Annotated in this window: 8 protein-coding genes; 1 reads left to right on the forward strand and 7 read right to left on the reverse strand. The window is 52.1% G+C overall.

Going from position 1 to position 16,657, the window contains the following annotated elements; genetic code table 11:
- Positions 1-8 precede the first annotated feature (8 nt).
- The gene (lpxM, locus tag K0H81_RS08590; RefSeq protein WP_220060570.1) at positions 9-944 is read left to right on the forward strand and encodes a lauroyl-Kdo(2)-lipid IV(A) myristoyltransferase; all 936 of its coding nucleotides are present in this window, start codon (positions 9-11) and stop codon (positions 942-944) included.
- 116 nt (positions 945-1,060) lie between these two features.
- On the opposite strand, the gene K0H81_RS08595 is transcribed toward lpxM, so the two are convergent.
- The 7 genes from K0H81_RS08595 to K0H81_RS08625 form a co-directional block, all read right to left on the reverse strand.
- Positions 1,061-3,223, reverse strand: a complete 2,163-nt coding sequence (locus K0H81_RS08595) for a M3 family metallopeptidase (protein WP_220060571.1) — start codon at positions 3,221-3,223, stop codon at positions 1,061-1,063.
- 834 nt (positions 3,224-4,057) lie between these two features.
- Positions 4,058-5,164, reverse strand: coding sequence for a phosphoribosylaminoimidazolesuccinocarboxamide synthase (locus K0H81_RS08600; protein WP_220060572.1), 1,107 nt, complete (start codon positions 5,162-5,164; stop codon positions 4,058-4,060).
- Positions 5,165-5,415: 251 nt separating this feature from the next.
- Complete coding sequence (locus K0H81_RS08605) at positions 5,416-6,741, reverse strand: proprotein convertase P-domain-containing protein (protein WP_220060573.1); 1,326 nt, start codon at positions 6,739-6,741, stop codon at positions 5,416-5,418.
- Between the two features lie 85 nt (positions 6,742-6,826).
- Positions 6,827-10,303 carry a S8 family serine peptidase gene (locus tag K0H81_RS08610; RefSeq protein ID WP_220060574.1) on the reverse strand — a complete coding sequence of 1,159 codons (3,477 nt, stop codon included), beginning with the start codon at positions 10,301-10,303 and terminating at the stop codon, positions 6,827-6,829.
- Between the two features lie 857 nt (positions 10,304-11,160).
- Complete coding sequence (locus K0H81_RS08615) at positions 11,161-12,978, reverse strand: S8 family serine peptidase (RefSeq protein ID WP_220060575.1); 1,818 nt, start codon at positions 12,976-12,978, stop codon at positions 11,161-11,163.
- Positions 12,979-13,488: 510 nt separating this feature from the next.
- Positions 13,489-15,756, reverse strand: a complete 2,268-nt coding sequence (locus tag K0H81_RS08620; protein ID WP_220060576.1) for a tetratricopeptide repeat protein — start codon at positions 15,754-15,756, stop codon at positions 13,489-13,491.
- A 6-nt stretch (positions 15,757-15,762) separates the two neighbouring features.
- Positions 15,763-16,503 carry a response regulator gene (locus K0H81_RS08625; RefSeq protein WP_220060577.1) on the reverse strand — a complete coding sequence of 247 codons (741 nt, stop codon included), beginning with the start codon at positions 16,501-16,503 and terminating at the stop codon, positions 15,763-15,765.
- Between the last annotated feature and the right edge of the window lie 154 nt (positions 16,504-16,657).

The following is a 16,657-nucleotide window of genomic DNA, read 5'->3' on the forward strand; positions in this document are numbered from 1 at the left end:
TTGTACTCTTGTCTAGAAAACCTAAGTATTTCGATCGCCGCTTTCGCGCCGAGTTATTACACCCTAAGCATTGGCCCACCTGGTTTGCCATAGGGCTGTTGGTGTTTTTCGGCCTGATGCCCGCCTGGCTAAGAGATCCGATAGCGCGCCTGCTAGCGCGTCTGGTGAAGAAGATCGCCAAGAAGCCCCTCAGGGTGGCCAGGGCAAACCTGGAGACCTGTTTCCCGGATAAATCGAAGGTCGAAATCGATAAGCTACTCGATGAGAATATTGAGAATTTCGTGTTGATCCTGTTGGCGCAGTCAGAGCTGTTGCTGCGCTCAGATGCTAATCTGCGTCGCCGGGTCCAGCTTGAAGGCTTCGAGCATGTGCAACGCGCCCGTGATGCAGGTCAGCCGGTGATCTTCATCATGCCCCATGTATGGGGCATAGAATACGCCGGGCTCAGGTTGAACTTGGAGCTGCCCATGGTGACCATGGCCAAGGCCCATCGTAACAAGCTGTTCGATTGGTTCAATAACCGCATGCGCAGCTCCAAGGGCGGCAACGTCTATATGCGCGAGGCGGGTATACGTGCGCTCCTGTCTGAGCTGAAAAACGATAACAGCTTCTTCTATCTGCCAGATGAAGACCTAGGCCCTGAGAAGAGTGTCTTCGCGCCATTTCTAGGCACGGTTAAGGCCACTCTGCCTGTAGTGGGGCGTCTTGCCTCGGCGGGCAACGCCCAGGTGATGCCGGTGAAGATTGGCTATGATCAGCAAAAGCGTCAGTACCTGCTGACGGTACTGCCGCCCATCTCACCCGAGGAGATGCAGGGTAAGGAGAATGAGGCCTTAGCATTAAACCGCGCGGTGGAGCAGGTGATCAACGCCTATCCAGAGCAATATATGTGGTTCCTTAAACTTCTGCGTACCCGCCCGCCGGGCGAAGCGTCTATCTACTAGCTTTTAAAGTAAGCTCTTGAAAGTTAGTGTTAGAGTTAGGGAAAAGATCGCGCTGAAGCAGATAGTGATAAAAAAAGCGGCTCAATGAGCCGCTTTTTAATGCCTGAAATCCAGACTTATTCCGTCAGGCCTCTGTGCTTTAACAGGGCATCCACGGTTGGCTTTCTGCCGGTGAACTTGATGTAGTCCTGCATCAGATCTTCACTGTTACCCTTAGACAGCACGTTGTCGCGGAACTTGTTACCGTTCTCCAGTGACAGGCCGCCGTTGTGGCTCATGAAGTCGAAGGCATCTGCCGCAAAGACTTCGGTCCACAGGTAGGCGTAGTAGCCCGCCGAATACCCGCCGGCGAATGCATGGCTAAAGTAGGTTGACTTGTAGCGTGGCGGGATAGGCGCAAAATCGATGCCGTGTTTCGCCAGTGCCTGCTGCTCAAACTTCGCCACGTCGTCGATCTTGGCATCGACGCCAATGGAGTGCCACTCCATGTCCAGGATGGCCGCCGCCAGATACTCTGTGGTATCGAAGCCTTGTCCAAACTTACTCGCCGCCAATACCTTCTTCAGCAGCTCTGCTGGGATAGGCTCGCCGGTCTGATAGTGCTTGGCGTAGTTGGCCAGAACTTCAGGATCGATAGACCAGTCTTCGTTGGCTTGTGATGGGAACTCGACGAAGTCTCTCGGCGTAGCTGTACCCGCCACACTTGGGTATTTCACCTGAGAGAAGAGACCATGCACGGCGTGACCGAACTCGTGGAACATGGTGCTCACTTCATCATAGGTCATCAGGGTTGGGCCTGAGGCTGGCTTTGGAATGTTCAGCGCGTTGTAGACCACAGGCTTAGTGCCAAGTAGGCCGCTCTGGGTCACAAACTCATCCATCCAGGCGCCGCCGTTCTTACCTTCTCTGGCGTAAGGATCCAGATAGAAGATGCCGATTGAGCTCTTGTCTTTGTTAAAGATCTCATAGGCCAGCACATCCGGGTTCCATACAGGCAGATCCTTGCGCGCCTTGACCGTGATGCCGTAGAGTTTCTCCATGGCGAAGAAGAGACCGTCGTTGAGGACGCGGTTAAACTCGAAATAAGGCGTGACCTGGCTCTGATCCAGGTCGTATTTGGCCTTGCGAACCTTCTCGCTGTAATAGGCCCAGTCCCATGGTGCCAGTTCGAAGTCTTGACCCGATGCCTTAATCTGCGCCTGTATGTCCGCCGCCTCTAGCTTGGCCTTGGCCACAGCCTTAGGGGCTAGGTCATCTAAGATCTCATATACGGCTGCGGGTGTCTTGGCCATCTGATCGGCTACCGTGTAGGCCGCCCAAGAGTCATAGCCAAGTAGCGCCGCCTTTTCGGCGTGCAGATGTGACTGTTTGACGATATTCGGGCCATTGAGGGCCATTGCGCGGTTTGCCGAGGTCTTCCACACTTTCTCTCTTAGCTCGCGATTGTTCAGGCTGGAGAGGATAGGTTGGCGAGTGGTGTTCACAAGAGTGATCAGGTATCCCTCTTTGCCGGCATCTTTAGCGGCCTGGGCGAGGGTAGCGATTTCGGCGTCAGATAGCCCGTCGAGCTCCGCCTTGTCTTTAACTATGATCACTTCGTTTTTAAATGAATCTAGAACGTTCTTCGAAAATTCCGTGGTTAGGCTGGCGAGCTGACCGTTGAGATCGCGCATCTTCTCTTTATCAGCGTCAGAGAGTTTGGCACCGGCGCGCTCGAATGCCAGGTAGTAATACTCTACAAGGCGCTTGTCTTCCGCGTTCAGGCTGTCGCGGCTCTTGTAGACGCTCTCGACGCGGGCAAATAGCTCAGGGTTTAAGAAGATGTTGTCCCAGTGCGCAGACAGCTTAGGTGCTAGCTCGGCTTCCAGGGTTTGTACCTGGCTGTTAGAGTTGACGCTGGCCAGGTTAAAGAAGGTCTTGGCCACGCGGGTAAGCAGGCTGCCAGACTTTTCCATGGCGACTATGGTGTTGTCAAAATCTGCGGCGGCCTGATTGTCGATGATCGCCTGGATCTCTTTATCGTGCTCTATGATCCCTTGGGTGAAGGCGGGGGCATAATCGTCGAAGCTGATCTTATCAAACTCAGGCGCCTGATACTGTAACACGCTCTTCTTGAGCAGTACGTTGCTGGCATTGATTTGACCTTCACTCGCCTGAACGGCAGGCTTCGCCGCTTCGCTACTTGCTACTTCTGTATTGCTTGCTTCCTGACTCGCTGGTGTACAGCCAGTGAGATATAGACCGGCTAAGATAGCCGTGGTGAGGATAGACTTACGCATGGATTCTCCCTGTTGCTGGCGCCCAATCGTTTTTTTACTGCCTAACAGGCATGGGGGCGCTAAAGATGTGATTGCCGCCATACCTTATCAAGCGGGGCAGGGGCGCGGCAAATCAAAAGTTTAAGATTGGATTAATAAAGTTGTGAGAAAATATTAAGGCAATCTTTACAACCGAGTTTTTACTGTAGTTTGAGTTGCCAGATCCAGTCTTGTCTGTCTCTCGTTAGTTAATGTTTATGTCATTGCCTTAGCTTTATGAAGTTGCGGCGAACGGTGCGTTAGAGACGAGTTGCAGGTTTTATCCCCCTCCAATATCCAGGACTGAGTGGATTGAGGCTTGTTGGGTTTCTTTATATCATGATGATTTTAATAGCTATTGTGTGTTAAACCATTTCAGTGGATGTGCTGCCGTTACTTGAGCTAAGCTATGTCGGCAGACAGCCTATGAGATTTCTCTTTGAGGAAAGTTGCCATCTTGCTCATGTTTGGGTAAAGCGAATTACCGACGCAAATTAAACGTATTTTTTAGGCCCCTTTAGATGGCGTGCCCACCTGTTTTATCAGATTAATTTTCTTTCATCATTGTCTTATCAGCGAGGCGCCAGGTTTTAACGCCTCTGCCAGCGTCTTTGAAGGCTCATGCTCAAGCCGGATAAAACCACTTCTGGATGACTTTCCAATAAAAAGGCCCAATCGAATCTCAGGTGAAACGCAGATAAACACGCATAAAAAAGCCAGCGTCTGTTGAACGCTGGCCTTCGTATTTAGCAAATCCTGACTATCTCATCTTGCCCTGGCGAATTAACCAGGTTGAGCATCAGGAGCTTAGCGCCATTAGGCTTGGATTAGCTGATACTCATCGCGCAGGATATCGATGATCTCCTGACGAGGATTCTCGCTCAGGTGTAGCTTCTCACCTATGATGGTCTCGGCGATGCCTACGTAGGTGTTAGAGATATCCATCATCACTTCGGTTGGCAGCTTGTTGTCGCGCGCCAGGGCGAAACGCTCAGGCATGCGCTCCTTGTTGAGCAGAATATCGGGATCTGGGAAGTGGTTTAGCAACCATTGTCTGAAGCCTTCTTTCGACTTCTCGACTATTTTGCCGTTGCGACGGGCTTCACCGTCCCAGATACGTGATGAGTCAGGTGTGCCGACTTCATCCATGTAGATCAGTTTTTCCTGACCGCTGGCATCTTTTACGTAACCAAATTCAAACTTGGTGTCGACGAAGATCTGATCCTGCTCGGCCAGGGCCTCGCTGATCACCGCAAAGCCCTCTTTAAGCAGCTTCTCGTAAAGGTCGATATCGCCCTTGCTGTGGAAGTTGAAGCCTTCCAGGTGACGCTCCAGATCTGCACGTGAAACGTTAACATCATCGGCTTCGGGAACGCCCTCAAGACCCGTCAGTACACCTTTGGTCGATGGGGTGATCAGCACCTCTTCCAGTTTCTGATCTTTCTCCAGTCCCTCGGGTAGTGTAATACCACAGAAGTCGCGCTCGCCCTTGCTGTAGGCACGCCACATAGAACCTGTGATGTACTGTCTGGCGATCGCTTCGACCATCACAGGTTGTGCCTTCTGCACAATCCACACGAATGGATGTGGCACATCCAGAATATGGCTGTCTGCTAAGCCTTTCTCTTTAAATAGCTTGAACCAATGGTTAGAGATGGCATTAAGCGCCGCCCCTTTGCCAGGGACGCCGTTGAGGCCGTTTTCGCCTTGCCAGATGCAGTCGAAGGCAGAGATACGGTCACTGATCACCATGATCGCCAGCGGCGTGTCGGCGGGAACGTCATAACCTTTCTGCTCGATCAGGCGCGCACTGTCTTCGGCGGTTAACCAATAAACACTGCGGACTTTACCTGAATGTACCGGCTTGTCGGTGCGGATGGGGAGATCATCGTTAACGGCTAGAACTTTATTAGATTGATTCATAGGGTACTATTTTTATATGTAATGTTAGAGGAGGAAATTACGGCGAAATTGTAGCAGAACTGCTATGGGACAACAGCTTTTTCGCTTTAATTCTTTTGCGGAAACAGTGTGTTCTCATTGGCAGAAGGTGAATGCAAGATGCACGATAAAGTTGGTGTATTCTCGCGCGAAATGGCGGCTTTATAGACGAGTATGCTCGGGTGCTGGTCAGCCATGATACAGCACGCATCTGGCTCATCTGACAGCACGGACTATGGACTAGCACTTATCTCTAGTGGCTGAGTTACCGAGTAACCCGAGATGAGGAGTTGCCAGCCTCTTAGGGTCCCTACATCGCCTGCGGCCAGGTCACTCACCTTGAGGGTCCAGTCGCCTCTTACCACTTCGTTATTGAAGGTCTCGGTACGATATTCCCGATACTGATTGTCTTTTGTTGCATGACTCTCTCTGACTGCATAGCTTTCTCTTACGGCAAGGCTTTCTCTTACGGCAAGGCTTTCTCTTACGGCAAGGCTTTCTCTTGCGGCAAGGCTTTCTTTTGACGAATCGCTCGCTTTTACTGTTTTACTTTCTTTTGCAGCATAGCTTTCGCTTTCTAGTTGATAGCTTGTGCCCATGGGGGAGGTGAGGGTCATCTTAAGATCCCTGTGCCAGGTATGGGAGACATTCACTAAGATGCGCACGCCAAAGGCGGCAAGCTCATCATCGACGGCGATGCGACTCTCTATCCCCTCTGGGGCATTGTCTATGATGGGGTGCCAGGTAAGATTGGCCTGCTTGATCTCGCGCATGTTGCCGGGAAGCAGGCTGAGATTGACACTCTGCTGCTTGACCCAATTGCCGCTGTCAGCCGAGGCGGTCACGGTGAACATATAGTCGCCCCATCGGGCATCACTGTTTGATGGCACCAAGAGGCTGAATGTGTCGCCAGGATGAATCCTTTCCTTAGAGAGCCTGGCGCCGGGAAGGGAGGAGGCCAGGCTCAGGCATATCTGTCCTCCTAATTTCTCGCTTGCTATGCTTGTACCTGTATGGCTTGTGTCTACAAGGCTATTGTCTACAAGAGTCCTGTCTTCAAGTGTCGAGAAGTGATAAATGGCGGTCTCACCGGCTGCTTTGCTTAAGTGCTTTTCTTGTACAGATAGCATGAAACCCGGCGTTGACGCCGTGGGCTTGGCCCGCTTTGTGGTCGACATCGACACGTTTAAGCGCTCTGGCGTGGCAGAAGCGAGCCTTTGCTCGTTCGCTCTCTGGTCCTTGTTTTCAGTGTTCGAGTGAATGCTCAGAGATTTTTCGCCCATCAGCTTGGGGGGCATCTCAACTGAGGTGTTAGTCGCCTTGCGCAGCGCGTTTAACTTTTCGAGCGTTGCTCTGTCCTCGGCAACCATGTTCAGCAGTGGGTCGTCATAGCGGCTCTGGTGGGCGCGAAATTCGCTCGAGCCATGGGTGAAGGGCGATAGCATAGAGAGCAGGATAATTGCGAGTAGGGAGAGTCGGTTCTTTTTCACCTCTTTTGCCTCAAGAGTCTGCCAACCCTGGATCTGGGTGAATCCGGCGGCGGGGTTATTGCTTTTCATAACGTTAGATAGCGTTAGATAGTGTTAGCTAGATATAGATAGAAAAAAAGGAAGGCTCTTGGCAGAGCCTTCCCTGGGTTACAACTTACTTGTTTTTACCTTTGGTCTTAGGGGTCGCCATTATGGTGACTTCGTAAGAGCAGTTGCTTGTGCCAGTTTCACATACTTGGTAAGTGAAGCTAGTCGCGGTTGAGTTGAAGCGGTCTGTGTAACTAGACTTTCTCACTCCAGTGCTGACTAGGGCACCGTCGCGGTATACATCAACCGATACCTTGCTTGATGACGTCCAAGACAGGTTAGCTGTTACACGGTTACCGTCGGTGGTCGCGCTTCCTTGTAGTGCCAGGCTTGGCTCTGTCACAGTGATCTCTTTTGTGACTGAGTGCTCGGCGCCGTCGTCATCGCTTACGGTCAGGGTGACAGTGTAGCTGCCTGCGGCGCCATAGCTGTGGCCTGGGTTTGCTAGCGTTGAGCCAGCGCCATCACCGAAGTCCCAAGACCAGCTGCTTACCGCACCGTCGCTGTCGCCAGAAAGGTCGCTAAACTGCACGTCTAAGAAGTTAGCTGCGAAGCTGAAGTCGGCCACAGGGGCTTCGTTAGCAGGTGCATCGACAACGGTGAAGCTTACCTGTGCCTGGTCGAAGGCGTCTTGCGAGTCAGTCGCCACAGCTGTCACTATGTGGTCACCAGCGCCTAGTGTGTCGATGCTAAATAGGGCACCAGTACCGATTAGGCCGTTGAAGTTTGAGTACCACTTGATGCCTGCACTCAGGTCACCGTCTTCGGCGTCAATTGCGCTGCCGTCGAAGGTGATGCTGTCGCCCAGGTTGAAGCTAGAACCACCCATAGGAGCATTGATAGTCATCACAGGTGCGGTGTTTTCAGCCGGAGGCGGAAGTACTGCGTCGCCGTTTGATACCGAGATGCTCCAGTTGTTCAGTACGCCGTTCATTGTGTAGCTTGACGTATCTTCAACAAACAGACGCCATGTACCCATGCTCGACTCGCCTGCGAACTCCACCGGGTTAAAGGTCTTAACCAGATCTTTGTTCCAGAATTGACGCCAGGTGACCAGTTTGACCATGGTGCCCGTTGGAGACTGTAGCCATACGTTCAGGTATTGAACCGATTCGAACGAGATATCGACATTGACTTCGATTGCATCGATAGCAACGCCGGTAGGCAGGTCGATTTCAGTGAATACCTTACCGCCCATCTCAGGCATAGCAATAGCCGTGTTGTTTGCACCGCTTACCGTAGTGTTAGCGTCAGCAACCGACAGCTCAACCGTTTCTGTGCTTGCCTGGCCTGCCGAATCAGTAGAGGTCGCTGTGATGACGTGGTCACCTACAGACAGGTTAGACTTAGTGAAGGTTTCGCCGTTACCGATCACGCCGTCGATGCTTGAGGTCCAAACGATACCAGCAGTCAGGTCGCCGTCTTCGGTGTCGTTAGCACTTGCGCTGAAGCTGACGGTTTCACCAGTCAGGTACGCGCCCTGATTAGCTGGTGTCACTATCTGTACGTTTGGTGCGAAGTCTGTGCCGGCAGAAGGGGCGCCAGTCAGTTTTAGTGACCAGCTGTTGATAGCACCCGTGTCCCCTGCCACTTCGTCAACAACTTTCAGTGTCCACTCACCCAATGCGTTGTCCAGCTCGTATTCGGTAGGAATAAAGTTGCCAACAAGACCAGTGCCATTGCCGCCCGCACGGTCGTGCAGAATGACTTCTTCGCCGGCTGGTGAAATGACAGACACTACCATGTCAGATGCCCAAGTGTGAGTGATGTCAACAAACACTTCGACCTGAGTCAGCGTCATGTCGTAAGGAACATTGATGCTGCTTGTTGCAGGGTTTGAAGGATCGTTATCGCTGATAGGCACGATTTCATTGCTGGTCAGCATAGTAGAAACAGTACCCTGAGGCCATACTTTCAGCTCCAGGTTGATGTTCTTAGAAACGGCTCCGTCGGTGGCGTTAACTGTCATGTTGTACGTACCAGGCGCAGTTTGCTCGGTCGTATTGATAGTCATTGTGTTAGTGGTGTCGCCCGCAACCGGGTTTTGTGCAAATACCACGTCTGCATTGAGCTCAGGCACGCTGCTTAGGCTCATGGTCGCGGTGCCGCTGAAACCGCCGGCTGCGACCAGATCGATAGCATAAGTCTGGCTATTGCCTTGGTTGATGGTCGACTTAGTTGGGGTTGCTTCCATGAAGAAAGAAGGACCCGCGCCGCCTGAATCGATCAGGGCGTTGGCGACGTTCAGACGTTTACCTGAGATGGTCTTACCTTGCAGAGACGCAAGCGCATCACCTGTATTCATGAGTACGCTTTTTAACTGTGACGTAGTCAGGTTGGGATTACCCGCAAGGATCAGCGCGGCGGCGCCGGCTACGTGCGGTGTCGCCATAGAGGTACCGCTGAAAGTGTCGTAGCTGTTGTTAGGCGTCGTTGACAGGATAAATGAACCCGGTGCAGCCAGGTGAACCAGTTGGTCGCCGTAGTTAGAGAAGCCAGACAGATTGTCGGCGCTATCGGTAGAGGCTACCGCTACTACGTTAGGCACATCGTAACCGGCAGGGTAGAAACCACCGTTGTCGATGTCGGCCGAGTCGTTACCCGCAGCCGCGACGAAGAGAATGTCGGCATTGTTGGCCGCCGAGATGGCATCCTTAAGGGTTTGAGTGAAGCCGCCACCACCCCAGCTGTTGTTCAGCACGCGGATGTTGTTGCCGGCATTTTTAAGACCGATCATATAGTCGATACACTGAACACCATCGGCAAGGGTACCGCCGCCAGTACCGAGGAAGCTACAGCCGACCATATTGGTTTGCCAGTTTACACCGGCAACGCCCAGGGCGTTGTTCCCTTTGGCACCGATAGTGCCAGATACGTGAGTACCGTGAGAACCTGTGTCAGACGGGTTACCATTATCCAAGATGGCTGAGATGCCGTGGATATCATCGATATAACCGTTACCGTCGTCATCGATACCGTTGCCCGCGATCTCATTGGGGTTGGTCCAGATGTTGTCAGCAAGATCTGGGTGGTTGAAGTCGAAGCCGGTGTCGATAACACCAACAAGAACAGAAGAGTCACCGATCACATAGTCCCAGGCAGTTTCCGCTTGGATCTTCTGCATGCCGTAAAGGCTTGCATATGAAGTATCGTTAGGCACCGCTGTCGTGTGTACTATGTAGTTAGGTTCTGCGTACTCTACCAGTGGGTGGTTTTGCAGGCTTGCCAGTATCGCATCAACTTTACGGCCTTGGCCAAGTTCTAGTACCGCCAGACGACCGTTGGCGATGTTGCGCAGGCGGTCATCCACGCCGTCGTTATTCTTATCTTTGAAAGAGACGCCCAGGTTACGGGTCAGCGCCTTACGATCTTTCTTAGTGACTTTCTGTTTGAACTTGACTAGTACGCTTTGGTTATCGTACTGCGGCATTGCCTTCAGAGGTGCCTTGGTTACGGCCAGTGCTACAGGGCTCAAACCGGTTAAGAGTGAGGCACCTACTAGTGTTGTGAGCAGCTTGGAAGATGATTTCTTGGGTGTAGTCATCAACTGTTCTCCTGTTGTTATTAAATTTATAAGTACTCAGTGTTGTCGCACCCAGTTACTTGATGAGGTCTTCAATAGGGCTATATCACATACAAATGTATTCGATATGTATACATTTATATATCTAGATTTGATTTTGATCAACATTTGTTTATCAAAAATGTCACAAATTCGTCTTAAATGTGAATTTATGTATATCAATGTTAGTGCGTTCATCTGGCTAGATGCTTGCAATACGCTGATCTCTATAAAAAAATCGAATATAACTGGTCGATAGACCCGACGGAGGAGGGGATAACTCTGTATATAGCGCCTTGAGTGGTGGCAGCGTGTGAATTGGAGAAAGGGCGGAGGATAGACGAAAGCGCTAGACGGCTAGCATTTCCCATAGCCTAACTCTGTCTAGTCGAGACTCTGTCTAGTCGAGACTCTGTCTAGTCGAGCTTAGTCTAGTCGAGCTTAGTCTAGTCGAGCTTAGTCTAGTCGAGCTTAGTCTAGTCGAGCTTAGTCTAGTCGAGCTTAGTCTAGCCGAGCTTTGTCTAATCGCGCTCTGTCCAATGGAGCTCTGCTGCATAGATCATAAGGGCAGAGATCAAATGAGATGATCTCTGCCCTTTATTTGCTGGCGCACAAGGTGCTCGCGTCTAACGAGCTTGTGTTTAATAGCCTTTGCTTAATGAGCTTTTCTTCACGAGCTTTTTCTTAGCGAGCCTTTTCTTAGCGAGAGAATGCCCAATGAGCTCGCGCTTGATGAGCCAATGCTTAATGGCTAGTGTCAGCCGCTACAGCGCTCATCTCTAAGACTATCAGCAACTTATCAAATCGTCTTGATTAGCTGCAGCAACAAATCTCCGTGACTAGAAGCTGACGCTTTGGGTCTCGGTGCAGCTCTGGGTATTTTCTTCACAGGCCTTGTAACTGAAGCTGCCACTTGCCTTGCGACCAAAGCTATCGGTATAGAGGGTGTTTGCCGCTACCGTGGCGATGAGTTGCTCGTTACGGTAGATGTCTACCTTAGGGCTAGATGCCGCGACTGTCGTCAGGTTTACCCTGTGTTTGCCTCGCGCGTATTCATACTCGGCGTTTAGGCTAAAGGTTCCCGGTGTGCCCCCTTGACCATTACAGTCACTGCTTTGCAGATAATCATAAGCCGCCTTGGCCTTGACTATGCCATAGCCAAAATACTCATCGTGTCCAGGTATGCCCTGATCTTCGGCGGTCGCCTTAAGTGCTTGACGGATCTCGCTACCAGTACACTCTGGGAAGTTTGACCACACCAGTGCCGCGACGCCCGACACGGCAGGGGTCGCCATCGAAGTACCGCTCATATAACCGTAATCACCACTCGCGATAGACACCGAGGCTTGAGTCGCTGACATCAGGGCTGTGCGATCACTGAGCGCCGCACCCACGGCGGGAATCTGGGTGCTGTTGGCGTCACCCAGCGTGCCATATAGCATGCCGTCGACGTTATTGATGATGATGGCGCCGATACCGCCGGAGGCCTCACAGTTGGCGACCTTGTCATGGAAGGAGATGTTGCCGCGATCGATAACGCAGACACTGCCCTGGGCTCGCGTATCTAGGGTTTCGGCCGTGCCCATGAAATAGGTGTTGCCACTGGCTCTGCCGATATTTTCCATGGCCGAGGCCTCGAAGAAAACATCATCCGCCGACATAGCGGCTATGGTCGCCATTTTGGCGGGATAGGTCGAAAGCGTCTGTACGCCGCCAGCGGTGACTTCTACGCAGGTCGTTTCATCTTGGGTTGCATGTTTGCCTCGGCCACTGCTACAGCTAGGAAATTGCGAGAAACTGGCGATATTGTTATCGGCATCGTTGGCACCAACCATCATGACGGCTGGGTAGGCGGCCGGGTAGGAGCGGGCGTTGTTACCATCGTTGCCCGCTGCCGCGACCACCAGGCCACCTGCCTGGGTAAAGGCTTCGAAGGCGTTAGATTCAATGCTGCTCGCACCGCCACCACCCAGGCTCATGCTGATGATGTTGGCGCCCGCCTGGCTACAGAGGTCAGTGGCATGAGCCAGATCTGAAGAGTAGGCCCAGCCGCTAGCGGTAAAGACCTTGATGATATGCATATCGACCCCAGGTGCCATACCAACGACACCTATGTCGTTGTCTGCCGCGCCTATGGTACCGGCAACGTGGGTGCCGTGAGGTCCGCCGTTGACATCCCAATCGCCTGTGCCTGAATCGTTATCGCCTGTGATGGCTCCCCAGTTAAAGTCGGGGTTGCTTCTATCCAGGCCCGAGTCGATCACGCACACCTTAATGCCGGCGCCCGGCACGAAATCAACTTGATCTGCCTGAGACTGATAGATGGCATAGGGGGTGAGTTGGATCAACATAGGGTCGCCCGCATCATCCCGATAGAGTGACTGCAGCGTGCGGCGTTGGTCTTCCTCGACCAGCTTCACATGGGGATTGTTTAACAGGCCTTTGACCTGGGCAAGCTCCTGGGCGTTAAAGCTGGCGGCGAAGAAGCCATCACCGTCGAGTTCGATTATCGCGCCAGATTTGACCGCCAGGGCCTTCACTATGCCCTTGTGTTGATTATCGACTTGAATCACATAGCGGTTGTCTGCTGCCTGACTCGAGGCGGCGATGCCCAGTGTGATTAGGGAGATCATGCCTGCTAGTTTACTGATTTTCATCTTATATGCTCCACGATTTCCTGTTGCATTGGCAGCTCGCATATTCTGCTATACCGCTGCCGGCTCAGGTGCCTCGTTGTTATTGTGTGTGGTAGGGGTGAGCTAGGCTCATGGCACCGCTCCCCTTGCTGAGGGGGATTTCTCTGCAAGATTTACGGTGGTTAATATACATTTATATACAAAGGTATTCATTCGATCAAATTTATTTAACAAATTACAAACATTTTTTAGGGTGGTTTAGTGCATTAGGCGGAAAATGTTGGGATGCAACAGGATGAATTCTCGTCGCTTGGGCGTGAAAAGTTGGCTTATCAGCAGGGAGATTAGCAGGGGCATTAGAAGAGGAAGGGGGATGAGCAGCGAACTGGCACTAGCAGCGGATCGGTTTTATAGACCTGTTTCTACAGGCTTTACCGACTTTCTGTTTCTAGCTTATCTGTTTTCATGGGCTTTGCTTTCGGCCGCCTAATGTTCCACCGCATTATGTTCTCCTGCTTAGTTTTTAGCTGCCTAGGTAGAAGAATTTTTGTTATCAGACTCTTTGTTAGCTAAAGGGCAGGAGAGCGACAACTTGGCGCCGCCCAGCTGGGACGAGGAGATGGTGAGGGCGCCACCATGGGCTTCACATATTTTCTTGGCGAGGGCGAGACCCAGGCCTATGCCGCCCGAATCCCGACAACGGCTCTGATCTAGCCTGACGAAGGGTTCAAACACCCTTTCTCGCTGCTCTGTGGGGATCCCTGGGCCATCATCTTCGATGATGACCAGGATACGGGACTTTTCTTGCTTGAGGCTAACGAGTACCTGAGAGCGGGCGAATCGGGCCGCGTTGCGCAGTATATTGGAAAATGCCCGCGCAATCTGAGTGCTATCGGCCTTAACCAGGCAAGTTTCACTTGGGTTAACCTCCAGCTTAAAGGTCTTGTCGGGGTAGAGGACACTATTGGCGTCCATCAACTCACTCAGCAGCTTATTGAGATTGACCTGCGAGAGGTGTAACGGCTTGGATTTACTCTCTATCTGGATGAAATCCAGCGCCTCTTTGATCAGCTTCTCCAGTTCACTCAGGCCTTTGTTGATGGTGTCGATGAGACGAGTGGGTTTGTTCTGCTCAAACTGCTCTTCCAGCATGTCGAAGGCCAACTGAACCCGGGCGAGCGGGGATCTAAACTCGTGGGCAACCGCTTGAATTAACTCACGTTGAGATTGAATGTTCTGATTGAGCGATGCGTTGATCTTGCGCTGGTGATGACGATTAACCAGCAGGAGCAGGATGATAAACAAGACGCTCAGGCCGCCTAGCCATACGTTGCGCTGATAAGTATGTTGCGCCAGCTGGGTCTTCTGCAGCGCCTGATCGGCCTGCAGCAGCTTTATCTGCTGTTCCTGCTGCTCGGCCTCGAAGTGGCTGAGGAGAAAGGCCAATCTCTGGTCGCTCTCAGAGTTAAACATCTCATCGTTCACCTGCTTAAAGGCTTCCAGACCCGCCAGCGCCTGTTCGGCTTGCCCGAGATGTTTGTAGAGCAGGTAACGAAACTCATGTACATCGCGCACGACACGCTTATCTTGTAGCTGCTGGGAGCTGTTTAACGCCGCCGCACTTAAGGAGAGGGCACGCTCACTGTTGCCGCGTAACTTTTCCACCTTGGCGAGGGTCAGCAGGCCATAGGCGCTGAGAGAGACGATGCCGAGCTTATTGGCCTGATCTAAGCCCGTGGTGATCTGCTTGAAGGCTTGTTCAGGGTCATCGAGTTCGATATAGGCATTGGCGAGATCTATGTTGATCCTGGCCTCGAGCGCCGTATCTGGGATCGCCTTGGCCAGCGCCAAGGCCTCTTGATACTGCAACAGTGCCGATTCCAATTGATGCTCGTGCAGATGAACCATGCCGAGGTTGCCGTGGATCTCGGCGATGCCCTGTTGATCCTTGAGGGATTCGTAATAGCCCAGAGAGCGTTGCAGATAAGAGAGTGCCTGTTCGCTGTCCTTAAGATAGAAATAGGTGAGGCCGATATTCCCCAGGATCTGCGCCAGGCCAGGCAGATCGTTTAGCTCCTCGCGAATCTTCCTCGATTGCAGTTGATAGTCCAGCGCCAGGCTATAGTTGCCGCTGGTGCCATACATGTTGGCGATGTTATTGAGGGAGACGGCTATGCTCTTCTCATCACCCACCTCTTTTTGAATGTTGAAGGCGCGGATGAAATAGTCGAGCGCCTTCTCTGGTTGGCCCAGGGTCTGGTAGATGATAGCCATATAGTTGGTCGTGTTGGCGATACCTCTGAGATCTTTCTCCTGCTTAGCTATCTCCTGCGCCTGTTCGAAGGTCTTGAGGGCGGTCTGATAGTCCGCCTTGCGCCAATAGATGATCCCCTGCATAGTCTGCGCGGTAAAGAGTCCATGCAGGTCATTGCTTGCCTTGGCCAGTTGTTTGGCCTGGTCGGTGCGCAGCTGAGCATTTTCATACTGGCTCAGCGAGACATATATCCAGGCCATGTTGTTCAGCACTGTTACCTTACGGATATCGTCGGGTACCTTGGAGAAGAGGGTCAGGGCCTGTTCACCATAGGTCAGGCTCTTGAGGGGATCGTTGTCGCGATAATGCTTGACCAGCGCGGTGAGCAGTTCACCCTGCTGGTTTTCAGGCAGGGTCGTCAGCTGCGCCTCTCGCTCTGTGATGCCGGCCCTTGCCTCGGGAGGATCCATACGTGCGGTGATACCGACCAGGCTGAGGCTGATCAGTATCGCGAGCAGTAGTAAGGCAATGGGCTTTTTTCGCATCTAGAGTCAGTCTCCGACAAACAGATAACCCTTGCCGTGGATCGTCTTGATGCGGGTGGCGTGGCTGGGATCGTCGCCAAGCTTGCGGCGAATGCGTGACACCCTGAGATCTATGGTTCTGTGGGAACTCTCGTACCCCAGGTCGCTGAAGTAATCTGAGATAGAGTCTCTGTCGCAGATCTCGCCGGGCCGACTGGCCAGCAACCACAGCAGCTCAAATTCAGCGGTGGTGAGTTCGATATCCTGTCCATGTTGTTGGATGCGTTGATATTTCTTATCTATGCTGAGGCCGTCAAATTCGATGAGACTATCGTTGTTGCTGTGAAGCTTACTGAGCTTCTCGGTGACAGGTGGCTCAGGCTTACGTCTCAGTAGGGCCCGGACTCTGGCCAGCAACACCCGGGAGCGCACGGGTTTGGCCAGGTAGTCGTCGGCGCCTGTCTCCAGGCCAGCAACTTCGTCGATATCGTTGTTAAGGGCGGTCAACATCAGGATAGGGCCGTTGTAGCTACCCTCGATTCCTGGATGGCCATGACGCACCGCGCGGCAGATGGACAAGCCGTCCATGTCGGGCAGCATCACATCTAAGATAACCAACATAGGTTGCTCGGCAATGATGCGCTCGACGGCCTTGGCACCGTTGTGTTCTATCTCGGTTTTATAGCCGTTCATCTCGAGAAAATCGGCGACCAGGTTTGCCAGATCGGCATCGTCATCGACAATCAGTATCCAGTTATTATCCTTCACGATATCCCTCTGAAGTGTTGCAATACTGTAAAAGGTTTATTGCCAGTTATTATATATCACTTTTGTATTCTAATGTATGTTTATGTATATAAAACTTGTTGTGAAAGCAATAGTTAGCGCAAAATCGGTCCAACTTAGTGGCAAACTAGCTTAT

The sequence above is a fragment of the Shewanella halotolerans genome, assembly GCF_019457535.1.
GTDB classification, from domain to species: domain Bacteria; phylum Pseudomonadota; class Gammaproteobacteria; order Enterobacterales; family Shewanellaceae; genus Shewanella; species Shewanella halotolerans.

Bases quoted from the DNA above. Each gene is read 5' to 3' on its own strand.
- K0H81_RS08600 (WP_220060572.1), bottom strand. From the start codon at position 5,164: ATGAATCAATCTAATAAAGTTCTAGCCGTTAACGATGATCTCCCCATC.
- K0H81_RS08615 (WP_220060575.1), bottom strand. From the start codon at position 12,978: ATGAAAATCAGTAAACTAGCAGGCATGATCTCCCTAATCACACTGGGC.
- K0H81_RS08610 (WP_220060574.1), bottom strand. From the start codon at position 10,303: ATGACTACACCCAAGAAATCATCTTCCAAGCTGCTCACAACACTAGTA.
- K0H81_RS08605 (WP_220060573.1), bottom strand. From the start codon at position 6,741: ATGAAAAGCAATAACCCCGCCGCCGGATTCACCCAGATCCAGGGTTGG.
- K0H81_RS08620 (WP_220060576.1), bottom strand. From the start codon at position 15,756: ATGCGAAAAAAGCCCATTGCCTTACTACTGCTCGCGATACTGATCAGC.
- K0H81_RS08595 (WP_220060571.1), bottom strand. From the start codon at position 3,223: ATGCGTAAGTCTATCCTCACCACGGCTATCTTAGCCGGTCTATATCTC.